This is a genomic window from Streptomyces sp. a15 (assembly GCF_059026085.1).
The window spans coordinates 19,492-36,713 of the sequence record NZ_JBWLKM010000008.1 but is presented as its reverse complement, the minus strand read 5'-3'; the positions used below and the strand labels follow the sequence as shown (position 1 = coordinate 36,713).

The following is a 17,222-nucleotide window of genomic DNA, read 5'->3' as shown; positions in this document are numbered from 1 at the left end:
CTGACGCCGCAGGTCAAGCGCACTGTCAGTGGTGCTGCTTATGCTCCAGGGCATGACACTTGGCGATCACGAACCGGAGCCTGAAGGCAACTCGTTCACGGTGATGGACCTCTTCGCGGGCTGTGGCGGCTTCAGTGAAGGGTTTCGGTCATGTGCGGTTGGCCAGGGCGCCCGCCTGCCCCGCTTCCGCTCTGTTGCCGCAGTGGAGTTCGACAAGGCCGCAGCAGCGACCTATGAAGCCAATCATCAACCTCACTTCCTGTCCCGTGGTGATATAGCCGACTTCGACCCCCGCCCGTTCAAAGACGGTGTTGACGTGATCGCCGGCGGGCCTCCCTGCCAAGGCTTTTCCGGCCTTGGCCGCGGATCCGGCAACGATCCTCGCAATGAGTTGTGGAAGGAGTACCTGCGGGTCGTCACCGTGGTTCGGCCGAAGGTCTTCGTCATGGAGAACGTCGACCGCTTCGCCGCCTCCTCAGAATTCGCTCTGCTGAAGGCCGAAGCACGATCCGGCGGTGTGCTGCGCGACTACCACTTGGACGCAAAGGTCCTTAACGCGGCCGACTACGGCGTGCCGCAGGCTCGCAAACGGACCATCGTCATCGGATCCCTCCGCGATCTGGGGGAACCTGTGCGCTATCCCGCACCAACCCACGCCAAGGAACCTTTCGTGGCGGATGGCGCGGTTCTGTTCGGCGCCGAGAAGGCCCTTGAGCCCTGGGCGGCCGTGAGTACCGTCTTCCAGCGGTCGGCGCGGATGGAGATCAGCAGCAACCATCTGCCAGAGGGACGCAGTTCGCACGGGTTGCCCGGACCCTACTGCACCGACGAGCTGCACATTGGACGGACGCCGACTGCTTTGTCCGTGGCCCGGTACAAGGCGATCCCGCCAGGCGGCAACCGGCATGATCTCACCGGCAAGTGGAGCGACGATGGCCAGTACCTGAGCACCCAGAGCTGGGACAGCCACCTCAGCGGCTCCGCAGACGTGATGGGTCGCCTGCACGTTAACAGGCCCTCTGTCACGATCCGAACCGAGTTCTTCAAGCCCGAAAAGGGCCGCTACCTCCACCCCACCGAGCACCGCCCCATCACGCACTACGAGGCAGCACTGATTCAGGGCTTCCCCGACGACTACCTCTGGTATGGAAACAAGCTCGATATCGCCCGACAGATCGGCAACGCCGTACCTATTGGATTGGGCCGCGCCCTCGCCGACGCCATCTACGGACTCCTTGCAGCTGGGGCATGCGGCGAGTCTGCTCAGGAGGTGGCCCTGGGCAGCGAGCGGCTCAGCGCTTAGACGAGAGTGAACTCGTCGCTTCGGGCAGCTTCAGAGGAGACGGTCGGCAGATTCCGTTGAGAGCTGTTTCAGCATCCAAGCTTGTCTGCGGCGTATCGCAGCTTGCTGGCAGATCCGTTTGGCGCAGCGCTTCCGCAATTTTGAGGGCGACCGCTTGAGCTACTGGGGGAGGGAAGGCGTTGCCCACTTGTCGGTACGCCGATGTCTTGAGTCCCTCGAACTTCCAGTCAGGGGGGAAGCCTTGGAGAAGCGCCATCTGCTCGATAGTGAGTTTCACAGGAAGGGGATCGCCGGGGGCGGGTGGTACGTCGGCAACGCCTGAGCCGTTCACCCCAATCCTTGCCCAAGCCTGCCGCGCGCGCGAGGGTCCGAGGTCTGGTCCGCCATGCTTCTTGGAGCCGCCGCAGAGCGTAGGTGCAATCTGCTGGGCCTGCTGGGCCCAGAGATCTGCCAGCTCCCATCCACGGGAGGCCATCGAGTCGCGCAAGACATTGCCCACGAGTGCGTTCCCACTGATCGTCGACTCAGCCCTCGGCCACTGGAAGCTTCCGAAGGCGTGTGCCTCCAGGGCTACCAGGGCTGCACGCGGGCGGAGTTGAGGGACCCCGAAGTCGCGGGCGTACAACAGCTTCCACTCGGCGGTGTAGCCCAGGACGGCCAGAGTTTCGATGATGTTGGACCGGTAGGTGGAGAACTTTCGCTGAAGCAGACCCTTCACGTTCTCGATGAGGACTGCCCGCGGCTTGATCACTGAGATCAGCGACAAGACGGAAGGGAAGAGGTCGCGTTCATCGTCGGCTCCCAGTTGCTTGCCAGCAAGTGAGAAGGGTGGGCAAGGAACTCCTGCTGCCAGCAGGGAGACGCGGTCGCCGCCGCTGATCGAAACTGCGGGAAGAGACCGGATATCCGCTTCCACAACGTTCCAGTTCGGCCGGTTCGTGCGCAGCGTCCGACATGCGTCCTTATCCAGTTCGATGAGCGCCATATGGCGGAAGCCGGCCTGTTCCAGGCCAAGCGCCTGTCCGCCAGCACCCGCACAGAGTTCGACGCAGGTATGGCTGGCAGTGGAATAGTGCTGGTGGGGCACGGCCGGAGTCCTCTCTAAGGGCGGTAGCAAGAAGCCAGGTCAGCTTGCCGCCACTTGCCGCGGCAAGTGGCGGCAAGCTAGGGTGCTCACTCGAACTGGTTAATTCTGGACTTAAACCCGATGGGGGAATGCATGTCTGATAGAGGCCTGGATTGGCGCAACGAATCGCTGGGGGCCCGGATCCGTGTGGCCCTGTGGCTCCGGGATGAGGTCGGCGAGGGCGGAACGTTCTCCAAGGCGCGGCTCCGGGAGGCGATCAAGGGCACGGAGCAAGTGGATCGCCGCATGCGGGATCTGCGGCCTGCGGGCTGGGTCATCAGGACCTATCGGGACATGCCGAGCCTCCAGCCGGACCAGCTGTACCTGGAACAGATGGGGCTGCCGGTCTGGGAGCCAGAGCATCGTGCGGCGGGCCTGAGGCAGATTAGTGCCAAGACGAAGCGATTTGTCTTTGAGCATGATGGCCACATGTGCCGCCGCTGTGGGATTGCAGCCGGCGAAGCGTACGCGGACGATCCAGGCACCCGGGCCCAGCTCACGCTAGGTCACGTCAAGCCGCACAACTCAGGTGGCGCGGCGAACGCCGAAGACCTGATTACTGAATGCGCTCGCTGCAACGAGACGGTGAGGCATCTCACCGGTGTGCAGATGACCAAGGAGCAAGTCTGGGACCGAGTGCGGGAGCTTCGGGCGCGAGACAAGAGGGATCTTCTGAAGTGGATCCAGGAGGATCGCCGACTGCTCAACGAGGCCGAGAAGGTCTGGGGGATGTACCGGCAGCTCCCGGCCGTCGCCCGGGAGGAGCTTGCGCGTGACCTGGAGGCACTCGTTCAGCGCTGAGTGATGTACGGGACATCCGGCCGGCCTCGTGGCTCCTGTCAGTGGGGGATGCGACACTTGCGTGTCTGTAAGCACCGCCCCAGGAGGAGCCGATGGGTACCGCCGACCGCAAACTGACCTCGATCGAGATCTGCGCGGGTGCCGGTGGCCAAGCTATTGGGCTCCACCGTGCAGGCTTCCGGCATCTTGCGCTTGTTGAGATCGACAAGGATGCGGCGCAGACCTTGAGGATCAACGTTGACAATCGCCCCGAGTGGAGCTGGGAGAAGAAGCACTGCCTGATTCGGGAAGCAGACGTCAACGACTTCCGGCCACTGGAAGAGGTGGCCAACCCCGAGCTGCATGACCAGACTGCGGAGTGCTCGGAGGGAGAGAAGTCGGCAAAAGGGAAGAAAACGCCCGAACTGCTCCAGCCGGGGCAACTTGATCTGCTGGCTGGGGGAGTGCCCTGCCCGCCTTTCTCGGCTGCAGGGAAGCAGCTCGGTCGCGAGGACGAGCGGGATCTATTTCCTCGAATGCTTGCATTGGTTGAGGAGCTCCGGCCGCGCGCCGTAATGATTGAGAATGTGCGCGGTTTGGTGGAGCCTGAACACAAATTCCGCTACTACCGGAACCACATCAAAAACAGACTTCGCAAGGCTGGATATGTGGTGTGCGGGTGGCGTCTGCTTCAGGCTCAAGACTATGGTGTGCCGCAACTTCGGCCTCGGGCAATTCTTGTCGCTATTCACAAGGATCACTACAGAGGGTTTGACTGGCCTAGTCCTCAGCTCAAGGTGAGAACGGTTCTGGAGGCGCTAGGGCCGTCAATGGAGAGGCGGCTCGGCAAGGGCAGCCCGCTCCACAAGCGTTGGCTGGAGAATGTCGAACATGGCACAGTTGCACCGACTCTTGTGGGCGGATCCAAAAAGCACGGTGGCGCGGATCTGGGGCCTACCCGGGCAAAGAAGGCGTGGGCAGCCCTAGGCGTAGACGCAATGGGTGTAGCCAACGATGAACGTGACATGGTGGATCCGAAACGTGACCTAGGCACCGTGGACAGGGGGCCGAAGCTTACGGTGGAGCAGGCGGCGATCATTCAGGGCTTCCCTGAAGAAGCTGACGGGAGCCTCGCCTGGAAGTTTCACGGAGGAAAGACCACACGATACCGCCAGGTAGGTAACGCGTTTCCGCCACCCGTGGCTCATGCCGTAGGTGAGTGCATCAGGGAGGCGCTCACTCGCACCGGACCACTTCGCGACGACCCGAACCCCGAATTTGAGCCTGAAGAAGATCCATCATTCCTGGCTCCGGAGCTTCCCTTTCAGCAGAGCGTCCCGACGATCGAGGACGACGCGGAGGACAGTGCTAGCGCACTCCTCCGGTGACTCGTGCTCCCAAAATCGCAGGACTGTCCAGCCCGCTTCGGTGAGGTGGCGGTCAGTGTCCCGGTCACGGGCCACGTTTCCGGCGACCTTGCCTGACCAGTAGCCAGGGTTGGTTTTCGGCGGCACATAGTGTTCCGGGCAGCCATGCCAGTAGCAACCGTCGATGAAGACGGCGACCTTCGTCGGCCGGAACACCATGTCTGCCGTCCGGCGAAGGTCGGGTAGGGGCCTGGCCCCTACCCGATAGCGCAACCCTTGAGCATGGACAAGCCGACGGATTAGGCGTTCAGGAGCGGTGTCGCGACTGCGGATGGCCTGCATGTTGCGGCGACGCGCCGCGGACGATGCCCATGAGCCTTCCGGGGGCGTCCAGGGGGAATGTTCGTTCCCTGATTCGTTTTCTTTCATTTCGCCGTCAGTCAGTATTCGGCAGGGGCAACGTCATCGCGGTCACCCTTCTGCCAAATCGCGTAGTCCCTGCCTGAGATCCGTGTTGTTCTCCGCCCTGAACCAGTGGAGGTAACCTCTGCAACGCGGGCTGCTACCCAGGATCCTTTATCGGGCACAGGAAGGACCAGGTCGCGAGCAATATGCGGGTGCCGCTTCATGTGGCCGAGGATGATGATGCCATCACCGCGAAGATGGATTCGAGCGTCACGCACTCGCTTGGGGCTGTCGTCTTGTCGCGCCACAGTGAGGACTGTGTTTCGATTGATGAGACGCTCCTGGACTCGGCGGAACAGCTCATTCGTCCGTGATTGGCCGCCGTTTCCGCTGCCGCGACGTCCAGCGGAGGCGTTGAATATTGAGGCTCTTTCCTCGCTGGAAAGAGTAAGCAAGATGTTCTCGGGAAGCTTGCCGTTGGGGATAATCCATCTTACGGCCGATCTGCCCGCAGCGGATAGAGTTCTTTTTCCATCTCTGTTCTTTCCGGCGTTCAGGAAGTCGCTATGAATGCGCAGTAACCCTGCCCTGTAGCTGGCTCTATGGTCATTTGCCCTGGCCAGTAGGCAGATATGCCGATCCGCCTCGCTGGGAATCGTCCAGTTTTCCCCTATTGTGAACTTTGAGTCCACTTCGTGAGTTGCTATGGAATAATCCATATCCCGTCCGCGGTCAAGGCGGAACTCCGCACGAAGGATGATCTCGACTTTTGTGCCCAGGTACGTCTTCTCTGTCTTCTCGAGTTCATCGATGTTGAATCGACCCGTCCGTTGGCCGTCAAGCACTTCATCGATCGATTGCCGAATTGATTGACCGAACCGCTTCTCAAGGTCTGGCTGCTTCGTAAACCAGTGGAAGACTTCCTGTAGGTCGGGGTCTTCTTCGAGAGGCCCTGCAGTTCGGGCAATATTATTCGCAGCGGCTATGTCGCGCGAGAAAAGGGCGTCTTCCAAAGCTCTTTTTCCTCGAATTGTGTGGAATGTTTCGCTAGTTAAGAAAGCCCGTGGCATTCTCCGTACGCCCGCCCCGACCCACACCAGCAAACCGCCCCCCGCTGCGGCGGCCAAACCACAGCCCGCCCCCGCGCCGCCAACGTCGTCGCGTACTGCGGTAGCAGCGCCACGTCCCCCGGCGACACGCCTTCCGACGCCGCGAACGCCTCGTAGGACGGCACAGTGCCCGTCACGATGCCGAGGTTCGGCGTTCCCGAAGAGGACAGCTCCCGCAGCGAGGCCTCTATCGTCGCGAGGTGCTCCTCATGCGAGGGGTACTCCATCGCCAGCGTCGGGTACGCCGACACCAGCTCCGTCAGCTCGCCCGCCGGCCAGTGGAGTACCGCCACCGGGAAAGGGCGGGACAGGGCCTCGCGGTAGGTGCCGAGTTCTGCTCGCAGCCTCGAGATCTCCGCTGCCAACTCCGCCGGGTTGTCCGAGCCGAGGGACCACACCCGCTTCGGGTCGTGGAGTTCGTCGAGGGAGACCGGGGAGGAGTGGAGGGTGTCGGCCAGGACGTCCCAGTCGTCGTGGCCCACGCCCAGCATGCGGCGGACCCTGTGGCGGCCGAAGAGGAGGGGGTGCGTGGAGTAGGGGGGTTCCGTCTCTTCCGAGAGGAGGAGGCGTACGGCCTCTGTGAAGGTCTCCTGGGCCTGCTCCAGCTCGTCGTGCGCCTCCAGCGCCTCCGCCACGATCACCCACGGGGCCGCCTCGCGCGGGGACGCCGCTCGGACGCCCTCGATGATGGCGCGGGCCTCGGCCTCGTGGCCGTACTCCCAGAGGTTGGACGCCTTGAGAGCCCGTACCAGATACGGGTTCTCCAGGTCCGCCGGTGGCGACAGCAGGCGGTCGTAGAGCTTGCTCGCGGCGGGGCGGTCGCCGGCGAGTTCCAGGTGGGCCGCGGCCTGCAGGAGCAGGGCTTCGGCGTCCTCCGGATACAGGCCGGCGGTCCGCTCCAGGCGGGCGGCTTCGGCGGTGTGGTCGACGTTCTCGGCAGGCGTGTCGGGGCGCATGCAGGACACGGTACTGCCGGGCCGTGACAAAGGGAGAGGTATCCCCAGGCCAGCCCGTGGATCTGGAGATCGTCGGGAGGCACTGGTTTCTCAGATCGCCCCAGACGTGGATCAGCGTGTCAGTGCGAACGCCGCGAACAGCATGAGGACCACGATGACCACGCAGAACGTGAGGTGGGAGCGCGGATAGTCGTAGCCCTCGGGGGTCTCGCCCGCCTTGATCGCGGTGCTCCACTGCGCGAACAGCTTGCGGGTCGGGAACATGCCGATCGTGAGGCCGATGAGCATGAAGGCGTACATGACGAGCATGGCGGCCAGGGAGTGACCCATTGCCTGGCCGACGACGATCATGCCGGCCAGGCACAGAACCCAGATGAAGGGATACACCCTCCAGAATTTCTGGGCGGGGATCCATCTCGCCATGGCGGAGCAGTGGACGACGGTGGCTGTGGCCGCCATCAGCCACAGCCACTCTTCGGCAACGGACGCGAGCACTGGCGGGTGTCCTTCCCGGGGTTCCGGCGTCCCCGGGACTCCGGAGGCGTGGACATCCGTTCTAGATCGTCACCCCGTCGATCTGCAACGTCTGCACCGCCTTTGCCGCGAACGGCACCGCCACCGACTTGCCGCTCAGCCGCGTGTCCGAGTACGCCGCGTACTTGTCCCCGCCCGTGGTGACCGTGTTCCAGCGGGGGACCAGGCCGCCCGAGCCGCCCGTCACCGTGGTGAAGCGGGAGAGGTCGAAGGTGAGGGTCTGGGCGGAGGTGGATGTGTTCACCGCCACGATCACCAGGCGCCTCGCCGCCGCGTCGTAGGCCGCCGCCGCGTAGCTGACGCCCGTGTCGAGGATGCGCATGCCCGGGCGGATGTGGCGGCTGAACTGGGCCATTACGTAGTACTTGGGCTGGACGGTCGTCGGCTGGAGGGTGTTCTGGTCGTACGCGATCATCGCCCAGCCCGCCGTCGGGTCCATGACCTGCCAGTAGACCCAGGCGGTGGGGTGGAGCCAGCGGAAGTCGTAGCAGAGGTTCGAGGCCATGGTGAGGCCTGTGCCGTCGCTGTCGCCCGTCTCCGAGTTCCAGAGCTTCTTGCCGGAGGTCGTCACCACGTCCGTGTACAACAAGTCCCTACGGCCGCCCGAACCCTGGTAGCCGTGCACGTTGACCTGGCTGACCAGGGCCTTGGTGGAGGAGTTGAAGGAGGCCCAGGTGGAGCGGGCCGTGTCGATGTTCGTCTCGTCGGACGCGGCGATGCGCAGGCCGGTGAGGCCGCGCTTGTCCAACTCGCTGCGCATGTAGGGGAGTACGGCGGCCTGGACGGCCGGGTCCATGTGGCAGCCCTCCTGGGTGCCGGTGGCGGTCCACCAGGAGGCGGCCGGCTCGTTGAAGGGGTCCACCGTCGCGAAGTTCACGCCCCAGTTGTTCCTGGCGTAGAGGGCGGTCGCGGCCAGGTGGGAGGCGTGCTGGCGGTAGTTCCAGGTCTGGAGGTTGTTGCCGCCGCCCGCGGCGCCGGACGGGTTGTGGTTCGCGCACATCCACCACATGGGGGAGTTGGCGAACAGCTCGGTCGTCGCGCCGCGCTGGACCGCCTTCTGCAGCATCGCGCGCTGGTTGGCGTCCGCCGTCCAGTCCCAGGCCGAGGAGGTGGGGTCCTCGTTGTTCCAGTCCTGCCAGAAGCCCTCGATCTGCTTGAAGGCGGGGATGTTGGCCGACTCGACCATCGACTCGCCGCCCACGGTGTTCCAGCTGCACGCGCCGAGGTTGTAGCGGGCGATGTTGAGGCCCAGGCCGGGGAGCGTCGTGCCGTTGTACGTCACCGAGTTGGTGGTGAAGAAGGCGTCCGCGAAGTCGTTGCGGGAACCGAAGACGTTGGCCCACCAGGCCAGGGAGGTGCCCCAGCCCTCCCAAGTGCCGTACGAGGTCCCGGGGTTGACGGCGATCGTGGCGTCCGCGTGGGCGGTGCCGGTCGCCAGGGCGCTGCCGAGGAGCGTCCCGCCCGCGGCCGTGAGCAGAGTTCTGCGTCGGATCATGGCTTCTCCGATTCGAATCGACGACGGCCCTGAACCGACGTCGTGGCGGCCTGTCCCGTTCATGCCACGACGAAGCATCGGGTGTGGCGTGTGGGGTTGTCGAGGGGTGCGACAGCCCTTTTCCACAGCCCTTTTCCAAACCTGTGGAGGAAGGAGGGAGGCGACTGTGCGAGGTACCGAACAGGCCGCTGTCACAAGCGGCTTGGAGGTCCGGAGACGTGGACGGGTCTCTGGCTACTTGAGGCCTCGGCCCTTATCGTGCGGGCGGCCGGTGCGGGCGGCCCGGGGAGGAGGGCGGTGCACCGATGCGCGTTCCCGTCGTACGGCACGGCACCCGGCGGCGGCGCGCCCTTGTCCGGCGCCTGCTGTGGACCGGCGGGGAAACCCTCGTCACCGTCGGGGTCGTGCTTCTGCTGTTCGTCGTCCATCAGGTGTGGTGGACCAACCGGGAGGCCAGGGAGGGAGCCGAGCGGGAGGTACGGGCGCTGGAGCGGGAGTGGGACGCCAGCGGCGCCGAGGGCGACGCCGTGCCCGCCCCGTCGCCCACGGCCATGGAACCTACGTCCATCGAGCCCCGTACGACCGCCCCGTCCGCCTCACCGGAGAGGCCCGCCGGCACCGGCTCCTCAGGCCCCGACTCCCCCCGCCCCGACTGGTCCCGCGCCTACGCCATCCTCACCATCCCCCGCCTCGACCTCCGCGTCCCCGTCGCCGAGGGGACGAGCAAGGGCGGGGTCCTCAACAAGGGGTACGTCGGCCACTACACCGGCACCCAGCAGCCCGGCCAGGCCGGGAACTTCGCGCTCGCCGGGCACCGCAACACGCACGGCGAGCCCTTCCGGTACATCAACCGGCTCCGGCCGAAGGACACGATCGAGGTCGAGACCCGGAGCGGGGTCTACACGTACGCCGTCGACGCCACGCTTCCGCAGACCTCGGCCGGCGACGGCGGCGTGATCCGGCCCGTCCCGCGCTCCGCCGTCCGTCCCGCCTACGGCTACACTGACCCCGGGTACTACCTCACGCTCACCACCTGCACCCCGGAGTACACCTCCAAGTACCGGCTGGTGGTCTGGGGCAAGCTTGTCTCCATGCGGCCGCGCTAGGCCACCGCCAGGCCACCGCTGGGCCGGGCACCGGGAAGGACTCACGCCCGCTCCCGGGCCACCCCCACACCCACCGCCGCCACCAGCGCCAGCCCCGCCGACACCACCATCGCGATGTCGGCCCCGTGCGCCAGCCCGGCGATCCCGCTGCCGCCCGTCGACGTCGCGAGGGCGATGGTGAGGGCGACTCCGGCGCAGGAGCCGATGTAGCGGAACGTCTGCTGCGCTCCCGAGCCCATCGCCGCCCGTCCCGCCGGCACCGACTCCACCGCGAGCAGCGGCAGCGCGGCGTTCAGCAGGCCGCTGCCCACGCCGGCGATCACGAGGCCGGGCAGCAGGCGGGGCCAGGAGCCCGCGTCGAGGGCGCCGAGCATGGTGAGGGTGCCGGCGGCGTGCAGGACGAAACCGAGGGCCAGTTGCAGGCGATGGGGGACGCGGCCGGCCAGTCGCCGCGCCTGCAGGGCGACGGCGAACGACAGGCCCGACCAGAGCAGGAACAGCCACGCCGTGTCCATCGCGGACAGCCCGAGGGTCTGTTGCAGCAGCGCCGGCAGGAAGCTGAACAGGCCGATCACGGCGAGGCCGGTGAACAGGCCGCCGAGGGAGGAGGCGAGGAAGCGGGGGCTGCGGAAGAGACCGAGGTCGATCATCGGCGTACGGATGCGTCGTTCCACGACGGCGAAGAGCCCCAGCAGGAGGACGGCCGCCAGCAGCAACAGGCCCACCGGGGCGCGCAGCCAGCCGTCCCGGCCGAGCGTCAGCGCCGCCACGAGTGCGACCAGCGCCAGTCCGAAGGTCACCGCGCCCAGGAGGTCGGGGCGGCCGCCGCGCGGGGCGCGGGACTCGGTCAGCGTGCGGGCCGCCAGGGCCGCCACGATCAGCGAGGCCGCGCCCAGGACGCCGTACGACAGCCGCCAGTTCGGTATCGCCCCGGTGACGACCGGACCGAGCGCGATGCCGCCGCTCACGAACGCGCCCCACACCCCGGTGGCCCGGAGTCGCGCGGCCGGCGTCGGGTGCGCGTGGACGATCAGGCCCAGGCTGCTCGCTAGGAGCGCCGCGCTGGCCGCGCCCTGGGCGACCCGGGCCAGGGTGAACAGCCAGGTCGTGGAGGCGAGGGCGCCGAGGGCGGTGGTGATGCCGAGGGCGAGGGTGCCGGAGACGAAGAGCCGGCGGCGGCCGTAGTCGTCGGCGAGGGTGCCGGCGACCAGGAGGAGCGCGGCCAGGCCCAGCGGGGTGCCGTTCAGGAGCCAGGCCTGGGCGGACAGCGGGGTGTGCAGGGCGGCGGCGGTCTCGGGGAGGGTGACCATCGGCGCGGTGTACGTCATCAGGGCGACGGCGGTCGCGGCGCTGGTGAGGGCGAGGGTGGCGGCGGGGCGTGCGGGCACCTCCGCTTCGGGTGCGGTGCGGGTAGCCTCGACGTCAACGAGAGTTCGTTCACTGAACCTAGCCATGCGACGTACCGTAGCAGCATCGGTTCGTTCATTGAATCAACCCCTCGCAAAGTGGTTACAGTGGACGCCATGGCACTGGGCAAGGACTACGCGACACAGGAGTGCTCGATCGCCCGCGCGCTTGAGATCGTCGGCGAGCGGTGGACGCTCCTGGTGATCCGCGACGCGCTCTACGGCGTCCGGCGCTACAAGGACTTCCTCGTCCACCTCGGCATCCCGCGCGCCGTCCTGGCCGACCGCCTCCACACGCTCACCGCCGAGGGGATCCTGGAGAAGCGCCGCTATCAGGAGTCGCCGCCGCGCGACGAGTACGTCGTCACCGCCCGCGCCATCGCGCTGTGGCCCACCATGCGCTCGCTCGGCCTGTGGGGCCGCGAGCACTTCTCCACGGCCCAGCTGCGCTACTTCCGGCACGCGGACTGCGGCACCGAACTCGGCCCGTACGGCGAATGCCCCGCCTGCGCAACCGTCGTACCGGTCGAGGACGTCCTCATGGAGCCGGGCCCCGGACTCGATCCGGACCCGGCGGATCCGGTCAGCCGGGCGCTGCTGAAGCCCAGGCGGCTGTTGCAGCCGGTCCTGGTCGATCAGGTATAACCAGTCGATCAGGTATAACCAAGGGCAGGACCAGTAGAGCCAGTAGAACCAGTAGACGTGAGAGGGGAGGGGCCGAGCGTGAACCGTACGCTGTCGAAGCTTCGCCCCGCCGCCCTCCTGCTGATCCTCTTCCTCGACGTCGTGCTGCTCGACGCCGGCAGCCTCTCCGCCACCGTCGCGCTCGCCGCGACCGCCGCGGCCGGCTCCGCGTTCGCCGTCTGCTCGCTCGTCGCCTCGCGCTCCGCGCTCGCCGTGCCGCCCACCAGGGTGCGTACGGCCATCCGCGACCGTGACCGCCGTACGGCGTTCCTGCCCCAACGCGACCCCGATGCCAGGGGGCGCACCCGCCCCCGAGCGCCGGGACACGCCCTCCCGGCGACCGTCGCGTAGGGCCTGCCGTAAGGCAGTAGGACAGTAAGGCCGTAGAGCAGTAAGGCCGTAGGGCACCTCTTACGAGTCCGACCCCGCGCGGGTCGTCATGCCGACTCACTCTTCACCCCGGCACGACGAGACCCTCGGAGGGCTCACCCATGTCCGTTTTCGCCGATCTGGTCCGGCACCTCGCCGACCTGCTCCAGCCGCTGTTCGGAGCCACCGCGGCAGCTGCCGCGATCGTCCTGATCACCGCGTTCGTACGACTCCTCGTGCATCCCCTGTCCCGGGCCGCCGCGCGCGGACAGAAGGCCCGGGCCGCGCTCCAGCCGAAGGTCGCGGAGCTCAGGAAGAAGCACGGGAAGGATCCCCAGAAGCTCCAGAAGGCCGTGATGGAGCTGCACGCCGAGGAGAAGGTGTCGCCGCTGTCGGGCTGTATGCCGAGCCTGTTCCAGCTGCCCGCGTTCTTCCTGCTCTACCACACGTTCTCCAACACACAGATCGGCGGACAGGCCAACGAGCTCCTCTCCCACCAGCTGTTCGCCGCGCCCCTCGGCGAGCGCTGGGCCGACGCGCTCGGCGACGGCGGGATGTTCGGGGCCCCCGGGCTCGTGTACGTCGGGCTGTTCGTGTTCGTCGCCGTGGTGGCCGTGTTCAATTTCCGCCGTACGAAGCGGATGATGGCCGCGAATCCGGCGATGCCGGTGGGGAACGGGGACCAGCCGGTGCCCGGGATGGGCGCGATGACCAAGGTCATGCCGTTCATGTCCTTCTTCACGCTCGTCACCGTGGCGGTGGTGCCGCTCGCCGCCGCGCTGTACGTGGTGACCAGTACGACGTGGAGTGCGGTGGAGCGGGCGGTGCTGTACCGCTGACCAGCAGGGGCCCGAGGTGGTTACGGTCCAGTCCGTGAACCGGGTATTGCGGACTGGACGCCGACCTTGGACGATCTACCAGTCATCCGATGGCTGCACCCGTCGGTCGGCGACCCCGCGATCGAGGGAGATTGTGATCATGAAGCTGCTGCGAGTCGGTACGGCGGGATCGGAGCGGCCCGCGCTGCTCGACGCCGAGGGCACCCTGCGGGACCTGTCCGGCGTGGTACCCGACATCGACGGACCGCTGCTCGCCGACGACGCGGCGCTCGGCCGGATCCGAGCCGCCGTCGACGCGGGTTCGCTGCCCGCGCTGGACGCCACCGGGCTGCGGGTCGGACCGCCGCTCGCACGGATCGGCAAGATCGTGTGCATCGGGCTGAACTACCACGACCACGCCCGCGAGACCGGGGCCGAGCCGCCCGCCGAGCCGGTCATCTTCTTCAAGGCCGCGGACACGGTGGTCGGGCCCTACGACACGGTGCTGGTCCCTCGCGGGTCGGTGAAGACCGACTGGGAGGTCGAGCTGGCGGTCGTCATCGGGCGTACGGCTCGGTATGCGGAGTCCGTGGAGGAGGCGCTGGGGTGTGTCGCCGGGTACGCCGTCGCGCACGACGTGTCCGAGCGGGAGTTCCAGATCGAGCGGGGCGGGACCTGGGACAAGGGGAAGAACTGCGAGACCTTCAACCCGCTGGGGCCGTGGCTGGTGACGGCGGACGAGGTGCCGGATCCGCAGGATCTGTCGCTGAAGCTGTGGGTGAACGGGGAGCTGAAGCAGGACGGCACGACCGCCGAGCAGATCTTCCCCGTGGGAGAAGTCGTGCGGTACGTCAGCCAGTTCATGACCTTGTATCCCGGTGACGTGATCAACACCGGTACCCCGGCGGGGGTTGCGCTCGGGGCGCCCGACCCGAAGCCGTTCCTTCGGGCCGGGGACGTGGTGGAGCTGGAGATCGAAGGGCTCGGTCGGCAGCGGCAGGAGTTCAAGGACGCGTAGAGGGCGGGGGACTGCGCTTGTACGGCGGCTGCGGGCCGTCCGTGGCTGGTCGCGCCCACGCGGCGGAGCCGCATATGTCACAGCCCCGCGCCCCTGAGAAGTCGGTCAGCTCAGGCCAGTAGGGAAGCCAGGCTCTGCCATGCCTTGCGCGGTAGGGCATCCCTAGGCTCGCCGTTCACCACCTGCAGTGCCACATGGTCCGCGCCCGCCTCGAAGAACGCGTCGATGCGGGTGCGGATCGTCGTCTCGTCGCCCCAGGCGAACAGGGCGTCGATCAGGCGGTCGCTGCCGCCGTCGGTGAGGTCGTGCTCCGTGAAGCCGTGGCGCAGGAAGTTGTTGGTGTAGTTCGGGAGCGGGAGGTAGATGGCGAGGAACCCGCGGGCCAGCGCGCGGGCGCGGGCCGGGTCCGACTCCAGGACCACCCCCAACTCGGGGGCCAGCAGCGGGGCTTCGCCCAGGATCTCGCGGGCGTATGCGGTGTGCTCGGGGGGGACCAGGTACGGGATCGAGCCGGCGGAGCGGTCGCGGGCCAGCTCGAGGGTCTTCGGGCCGAGGGCGGCCAGGAGGCGGCGGTTCGCGGGTGCGGCCGCCTCGTCCTGGGCGTCGAGGTAGGCGACCAGGGCCGAGTAGGGGCGGCGGTACTGGTCCGCGAGCTTGGCGTGGCTGACGCCGAGGCCGAGGAGGAAGCGGCCGGGGTGGGCTGCCTCCAACTCCGCGAAGCTCGCGGCGCTGTCGGCGGGCTCGTGCTCCCAGATGCTCTGGATGCTGGTGCCGACGGTGAGCGTCGAGGTCGCCTCGATCAGCGGTACGGCGTGGGCGGCGGCGCTGTTGCCGCCCAGCCAGACGGCGCTGTAACCCAGTTCCTCCAACTCGGCCGCCGCCTCGGTCAGTTCGCCGCGCCGGGCGGGGTCCTCCGAGCGCAGGCCGGCACTCCAGATGCCGTACCGTCCGATGGTTTCCTTCAAGGCGTCACTCATGGGGTAGGGATCCCTCCGGTCGGTGGGTGTGCTGTACATCGGTGCCAACACATCGGTGCCAACCGGAGGGGGCGGCGAGATCTTCCCCGCACGCCAATGCGCCCGTACGCCTTACTGCTCCAGGAACTGCTCCAGCGCCTCCACGACGAACCGGTGGTCCTGCAACTGCGGCAGCCCGGACACCGTCACCGCGCCGATCACGCCCACGCCCTCAACGTTGATCGGGAAGGAGCCGCCGTGGGCCGCGTACTCGTCCGGGTCCAGGCGGGAGGACTCCTCGAACGTCGTGCCCTTGGCGCGGCAGCGGGCGCCGACCAGGTAGGACGCGGAGCCGTAGCGCTCCACGACCCGGCGCTTGCGGGCGATCCAGGCGTCGTTGTCGGGGGCGGAACCGGGCAGGGCGGCGTGGAAGAGCTGCTGGCCCGCGCGGTGGATGTCGATGGCGACGGGGGCCTGGCGTTCGCGGGCCAGGTCGACGAGGAGCGAGCCCAGCGCCCACGCGTCGTCGTGGGTGAACTGGCGGAAGACCAGCCGGCGTTCCTGAGCCTCCAGCTCCTCCAGGGGCGGGGTGAGCTCCGGGTGGAACTTCGGGGTGATCTCCTGGTGGTGCGACTGGTTCGACTTGTTGTGCGACTGGTTGCTCATCACAGCGACACCGCCACTCCGTCGTGGGCCGAACGGCGCGCCGCCTCCAGTACGTCGAGGGCGGCGGCCGCCTCCAGCGCGGTCACCGGGTTGGGACCGCCGTCGGCCAGGGCCCTGGCCACGGCCGCATAGTAGGCCGGGTAGTCGCCGGGGAGGGTCGGTTCGGGGCGGCCGCCGCCGGTCAGGGGGGACTCCCCGGCGCCGACGCGGCCCCACAGGTCCTCGGGCTCCAGGCCCCAGTCGGGCCCTGGGCGGCGGCCTTCCTTCAGGTCCGCCTCCTGCGGGTCGAGGCCGTACTTCACGTAGCCCGCCTTGGAGCCCAGCACCCGGAAGCGGGGGCCGAGTTGGGCGGTCGTCGCGGAGGCGTACAGATGCGAGCGCACGCCGCTCGTGTGGGTGATCGCGATGAACGTGTCGTCGTCGGTCTGCGCGCCCGGGCGGCGGACGTCCGACTCGGCGTACACGGAGGCGGCGGGGCCGAAGAGGACGAGCGCCTGGTCGACGACGTGGCTGCCGAGGTCGTACAGCAGACCTCCGATCTCTGTCGGGTCGCCGGACTCCCGCCAGCCGCCCTTCAGTTGGGGCCGCCAGCGTTCGAAGCGGGACTCGAAGCGGTAGACGTCGCCCAGCTCGCCCTCGGTGATGAGTTTGCGCAGGGTCAGGAAGTCGTTGTCCCAGCGGCGGTTCTGGAAGACGGACAGGAGCAGGCCGCGTTCCTCGGCGAGGGCCGCCAGCTCGCGTGCCTCGGCGGCCGTGCCGGCGACGGGCTTGTCCACGACCACGGGCAGGCCCGCCTTCAGGGCGGCGGTGGCGAGCGGGACGTGCGTCTTGTTCGGGGACGCGACGACGACCAGGTCCAGCTCGTCGGCCCGGTCGAACAGTTCCTCCGGCGCGGCGGCCAGGCGTACGTCCGGGAACCCGGCGCGGGCCTGCTCCTGCCGCTCGGGGTTCGAGGTGACCACCGTGTCGAGGGTGAGGCCCTCGGTGGCGGCGATCAGCGGGGCGTGGAAGACGGAGCCGGCGAGGCCATAACCGACGAGGCCCACGCGGAGGGGAGTACCAGCAGTCTTGCGTCCAGTCATGGCCTCCACTTTCGCAACGCTGTTGCCAAAGTGCAAGCGCCG

The 17,222-nt window shown here is 67.6% G+C and carries 18 protein-coding genes; 8 read left to right on the top strand and 10 right to left on the bottom strand.

Going from position 1 to position 17,222, the window contains the following annotated elements:
* Positions 1 to 52 precede the first annotated feature (52 nt).
* A complete protein-coding gene (locus tag AC5P09_RS11305; protein ID WP_493873729.1) occupies positions 53 to 1,303 on the top strand; it encodes a DNA cytosine methyltransferase in 1,251 nt (416 codons plus the stop codon).
* Here AC5P09_RS11305 and AC5P09_RS11300 read toward each other — a convergent pair.
* Complete coding sequence (locus AC5P09_RS11300; protein WP_493873728.1) at positions 1,293 to 2,390, bottom strand: DNA cytosine methyltransferase; 1,098 nt, start codon at positions 2,388 to 2,390, stop codon at positions 1,293 to 1,295. The genes AC5P09_RS11305 and AC5P09_RS11300 overlap by 11 nt on opposite strands.
* Positions 2,391 to 2,522: 132 nt before the next feature.
* Here AC5P09_RS11300 and AC5P09_RS11295 point away from each other — a divergent pair, with 132 nt between their 5' ends.
* Both AC5P09_RS11295 and AC5P09_RS11290 read left to right on the top strand, forming a co-directional pair.
* A complete protein-coding gene (locus tag AC5P09_RS11295) occupies positions 2,523 to 3,230 on the top strand; it encodes an HNH endonuclease (RefSeq protein ID WP_493873727.1) in 708 nt (235 codons plus the stop codon).
* A gap of 92 nt (positions 3,231 to 3,322) precedes the next feature.
* Positions 3,323 to 4,597: a DNA cytosine methyltransferase gene (locus AC5P09_RS11290; RefSeq protein WP_493873726.1), complete on the top strand. Its 1,275-nt coding sequence runs from the start codon at positions 3,323 to 3,325 to the stop codon at positions 4,595 to 4,597.
* On the opposite strand, the gene AC5P09_RS11285 is transcribed toward AC5P09_RS11290, so the two are convergent.
* From AC5P09_RS11285 to AC5P09_RS11265, 5 genes are all read right to left on the bottom strand, one after another.
* A complete protein-coding gene (locus tag AC5P09_RS11285; protein WP_493873725.1) occupies positions 4,508 to 5,005 on the bottom strand; it encodes a very short patch repair endonuclease in 498 nt (165 codons plus the stop codon). The genes AC5P09_RS11290 and AC5P09_RS11285 overlap by 90 nt on opposite strands.
* Positions 5,006 to 5,016: 11 nt before the next feature.
* Entirely contained in the window at positions 5,017 to 5,994 is a 978-nt protein-coding gene (locus AC5P09_RS11280; protein WP_493873724.1) for a NaeI family type II restriction endonuclease, read from the bottom strand.
* A 38-nt stretch (positions 5,995 to 6,032) separates the two neighbouring features.
* The gene (locus AC5P09_RS11275) at positions 6,033 to 7,046 is read right to left on the bottom strand and encodes an SEC-C metal-binding domain-containing protein (protein ID WP_493873723.1); all 1,014 of its coding nucleotides are present in this window, start codon (positions 7,044 to 7,046) and stop codon (positions 6,033 to 6,035) included.
* A 111-nt stretch (positions 7,047 to 7,157) separates the two neighbouring features.
* Complete coding sequence (locus tag AC5P09_RS11270) at positions 7,158 to 7,541, bottom strand: hypothetical protein (RefSeq protein WP_493873722.1); 384 nt, start codon at positions 7,539 to 7,541, stop codon at positions 7,158 to 7,160.
* Between the two features lie 61 nt (positions 7,542 to 7,602).
* Complete coding sequence (locus tag AC5P09_RS11265; RefSeq protein WP_493873721.1) at positions 7,603 to 9,075, bottom strand: glycoside hydrolase; 1,473 nt, start codon at positions 9,073 to 9,075, stop codon at positions 7,603 to 7,605.
* A gap of 305 nt (positions 9,076 to 9,380) precedes the next feature.
* Here AC5P09_RS11265 and AC5P09_RS11260 point away from each other — a divergent pair, with 305 nt between their 5' ends.
* On the top strand, positions 9,381 to 10,181 hold the full coding sequence (locus tag AC5P09_RS11260) for a class E sortase (RefSeq protein ID WP_493873720.1): 801 nt from the start codon (positions 9,381 to 9,383) through the stop codon (positions 10,179 to 10,181).
* Positions 10,182 to 10,222: 41 nt separating this feature from the next.
* On the opposite strand, the gene AC5P09_RS11255 is transcribed toward AC5P09_RS11260, so the two are convergent.
* Complete coding sequence (locus AC5P09_RS11255) at positions 10,223 to 11,635, bottom strand: MFS transporter (RefSeq protein WP_493873719.1); 1,413 nt, start codon at positions 11,633 to 11,635, stop codon at positions 10,223 to 10,225.
* A gap of 69 nt (positions 11,636 to 11,704) precedes the next feature.
* Here AC5P09_RS11255 and AC5P09_RS11250 point away from each other — a divergent pair, with 69 nt between their 5' ends.
* The 4 genes from AC5P09_RS11250 to AC5P09_RS11235 all read left to right on the top strand — a co-directional run bounded on the left by AC5P09_RS11250 (position 11,705) and on the right by AC5P09_RS11235 (position 14,476).
* Positions 11,705 to 12,232, top strand: a complete 528-nt coding sequence (locus tag AC5P09_RS11250) for a winged helix-turn-helix transcriptional regulator (RefSeq protein WP_493873718.1) — start codon at positions 11,705 to 11,707, stop codon at positions 12,230 to 12,232.
* Positions 12,233 to 12,310: 78 nt separating this feature from the next.
* On the top strand, positions 12,311 to 12,622 hold the full coding sequence (locus AC5P09_RS11245) for a DUF6412 domain-containing protein (protein WP_493873717.1): 312 nt from the start codon (positions 12,311 to 12,313) through the stop codon (positions 12,620 to 12,622).
* 140 nt (positions 12,623 to 12,762) lie between these two features.
* Positions 12,763 to 13,479 carry a YidC/Oxa1 family membrane protein insertase gene (locus AC5P09_RS11240; RefSeq protein ID WP_493873716.1) on the top strand — a complete coding sequence of 239 codons (717 nt, stop codon included), beginning with the start codon at positions 12,763 to 12,765 and terminating at the stop codon, positions 13,477 to 13,479.
* A gap of 139 nt (positions 13,480 to 13,618) precedes the next feature.
* Positions 13,619 to 14,476, top strand: a complete 858-nt coding sequence (locus AC5P09_RS11235; RefSeq protein WP_493873715.1) for a fumarylacetoacetate hydrolase family protein — start codon at positions 13,619 to 13,621, stop codon at positions 14,474 to 14,476.
* Positions 14,477 to 14,586: 110 nt separating this feature from the next.
* Here AC5P09_RS11235 and AC5P09_RS11230 read toward each other — a convergent pair whose 3' ends face one another.
* From AC5P09_RS11230 to AC5P09_RS11220, 3 genes are all read right to left on the bottom strand, one after another.
* A complete protein-coding gene (locus tag AC5P09_RS11230) occupies positions 14,587 to 15,453 on the bottom strand; it encodes an LLM class F420-dependent oxidoreductase (RefSeq protein ID WP_493873714.1) in 867 nt (288 codons plus the stop codon).
* Positions 15,454 to 15,564: 111 nt separating this feature from the next.
* A complete protein-coding gene (locus AC5P09_RS11225; protein WP_307675096.1) occupies positions 15,565 to 16,098 on the bottom strand; it encodes a heme-degrading domain-containing protein in 534 nt (177 codons plus the stop codon).
* Positions 16,098 to 17,180 (bottom strand): Gfo/Idh/MocA family oxidoreductase, encoded by a 1,083-nt coding sequence (locus tag AC5P09_RS11220; protein WP_493873713.1) that lies wholly within the window; start codon positions 17,178 to 17,180, stop codon positions 16,098 to 16,100. Before AC5P09_RS11220 ends, AC5P09_RS11225 begins: the two co-directional genes overlap by 1 nt.
* Between the last annotated feature and the right edge of the window lie 42 nt (positions 17,181 to 17,222).

Bases quoted from the DNA above. Each gene is read 5' to 3' on its own strand.
- AC5P09_RS11305 (WP_493873729.1), top strand. From the start codon at position 53: ATGACACTTGGCGATCACGAACCGGAGCCTGAAGGCAACTCGTTCACG.
- AC5P09_RS11295 (WP_493873727.1), top strand. From the start codon at position 2,523: ATGTCTGATAGAGGCCTGGATTGGCGCAACGAATCGCTGGGGGCCCGG.
- AC5P09_RS11290 (WP_493873726.1), top strand. From the start codon at position 3,323: ATGGGTACCGCCGACCGCAAACTGACCTCGATCGAGATCTGCGCGGGT.
- AC5P09_RS11285 (WP_493873725.1), bottom strand. From the start codon at position 5,005: ATGAAAGAAAACGAATCAGGGAACGAACATTCCCCCTGGACGCCCCCG.
- AC5P09_RS11275 (WP_493873723.1), bottom strand. From the start codon at position 7,046: ATGCGCCCCGACACGCCTGCCGAGAACGTCGACCACACCGCCGAAGCC.
- AC5P09_RS11265 (WP_493873721.1), bottom strand. From the start codon at position 9,075: ATGATCCGACGCAGAACTCTGCTCACGGCCGCGGGCGGGACGCTCCTC.
- AC5P09_RS11260 (WP_493873720.1), top strand. From the start codon at position 9,381: ATGCGCGTTCCCGTCGTACGGCACGGCACCCGGCGGCGGCGCGCCCTT.
- AC5P09_RS11255 (WP_493873719.1), bottom strand. From the start codon at position 11,635: ATGGCTAGGTTCAGTGAACGAACTCTCGTTGACGTCGAGGCTACCCGC.
- AC5P09_RS11250 (WP_493873718.1), top strand. From the start codon at position 11,705: ATGGCACTGGGCAAGGACTACGCGACACAGGAGTGCTCGATCGCCCGC.
- AC5P09_RS11240 (WP_493873716.1), top strand. From the start codon at position 12,763: ATGTCCGTTTTCGCCGATCTGGTCCGGCACCTCGCCGACCTGCTCCAG.
- AC5P09_RS11235 (WP_493873715.1), top strand. From the start codon at position 13,619: ATGAAGCTGCTGCGAGTCGGTACGGCGGGATCGGAGCGGCCCGCGCTG.
- AC5P09_RS11230 (WP_493873714.1), bottom strand. From the start codon at position 15,453: ATGAGTGACGCCTTGAAGGAAACCATCGGACGGTACGGCATCTGGAGT.
- AC5P09_RS11225 (WP_307675096.1), bottom strand. From the start codon at position 16,098: ATGAGCAACCAGTCGCACAACAAGTCGAACCAGTCGCACCACCAGGAG.
- AC5P09_RS11220 (WP_493873713.1), bottom strand. From the start codon at position 17,180: ATGACTGGACGCAAGACTGCTGGTACTCCCCTCCGCGTGGGCCTCGTC.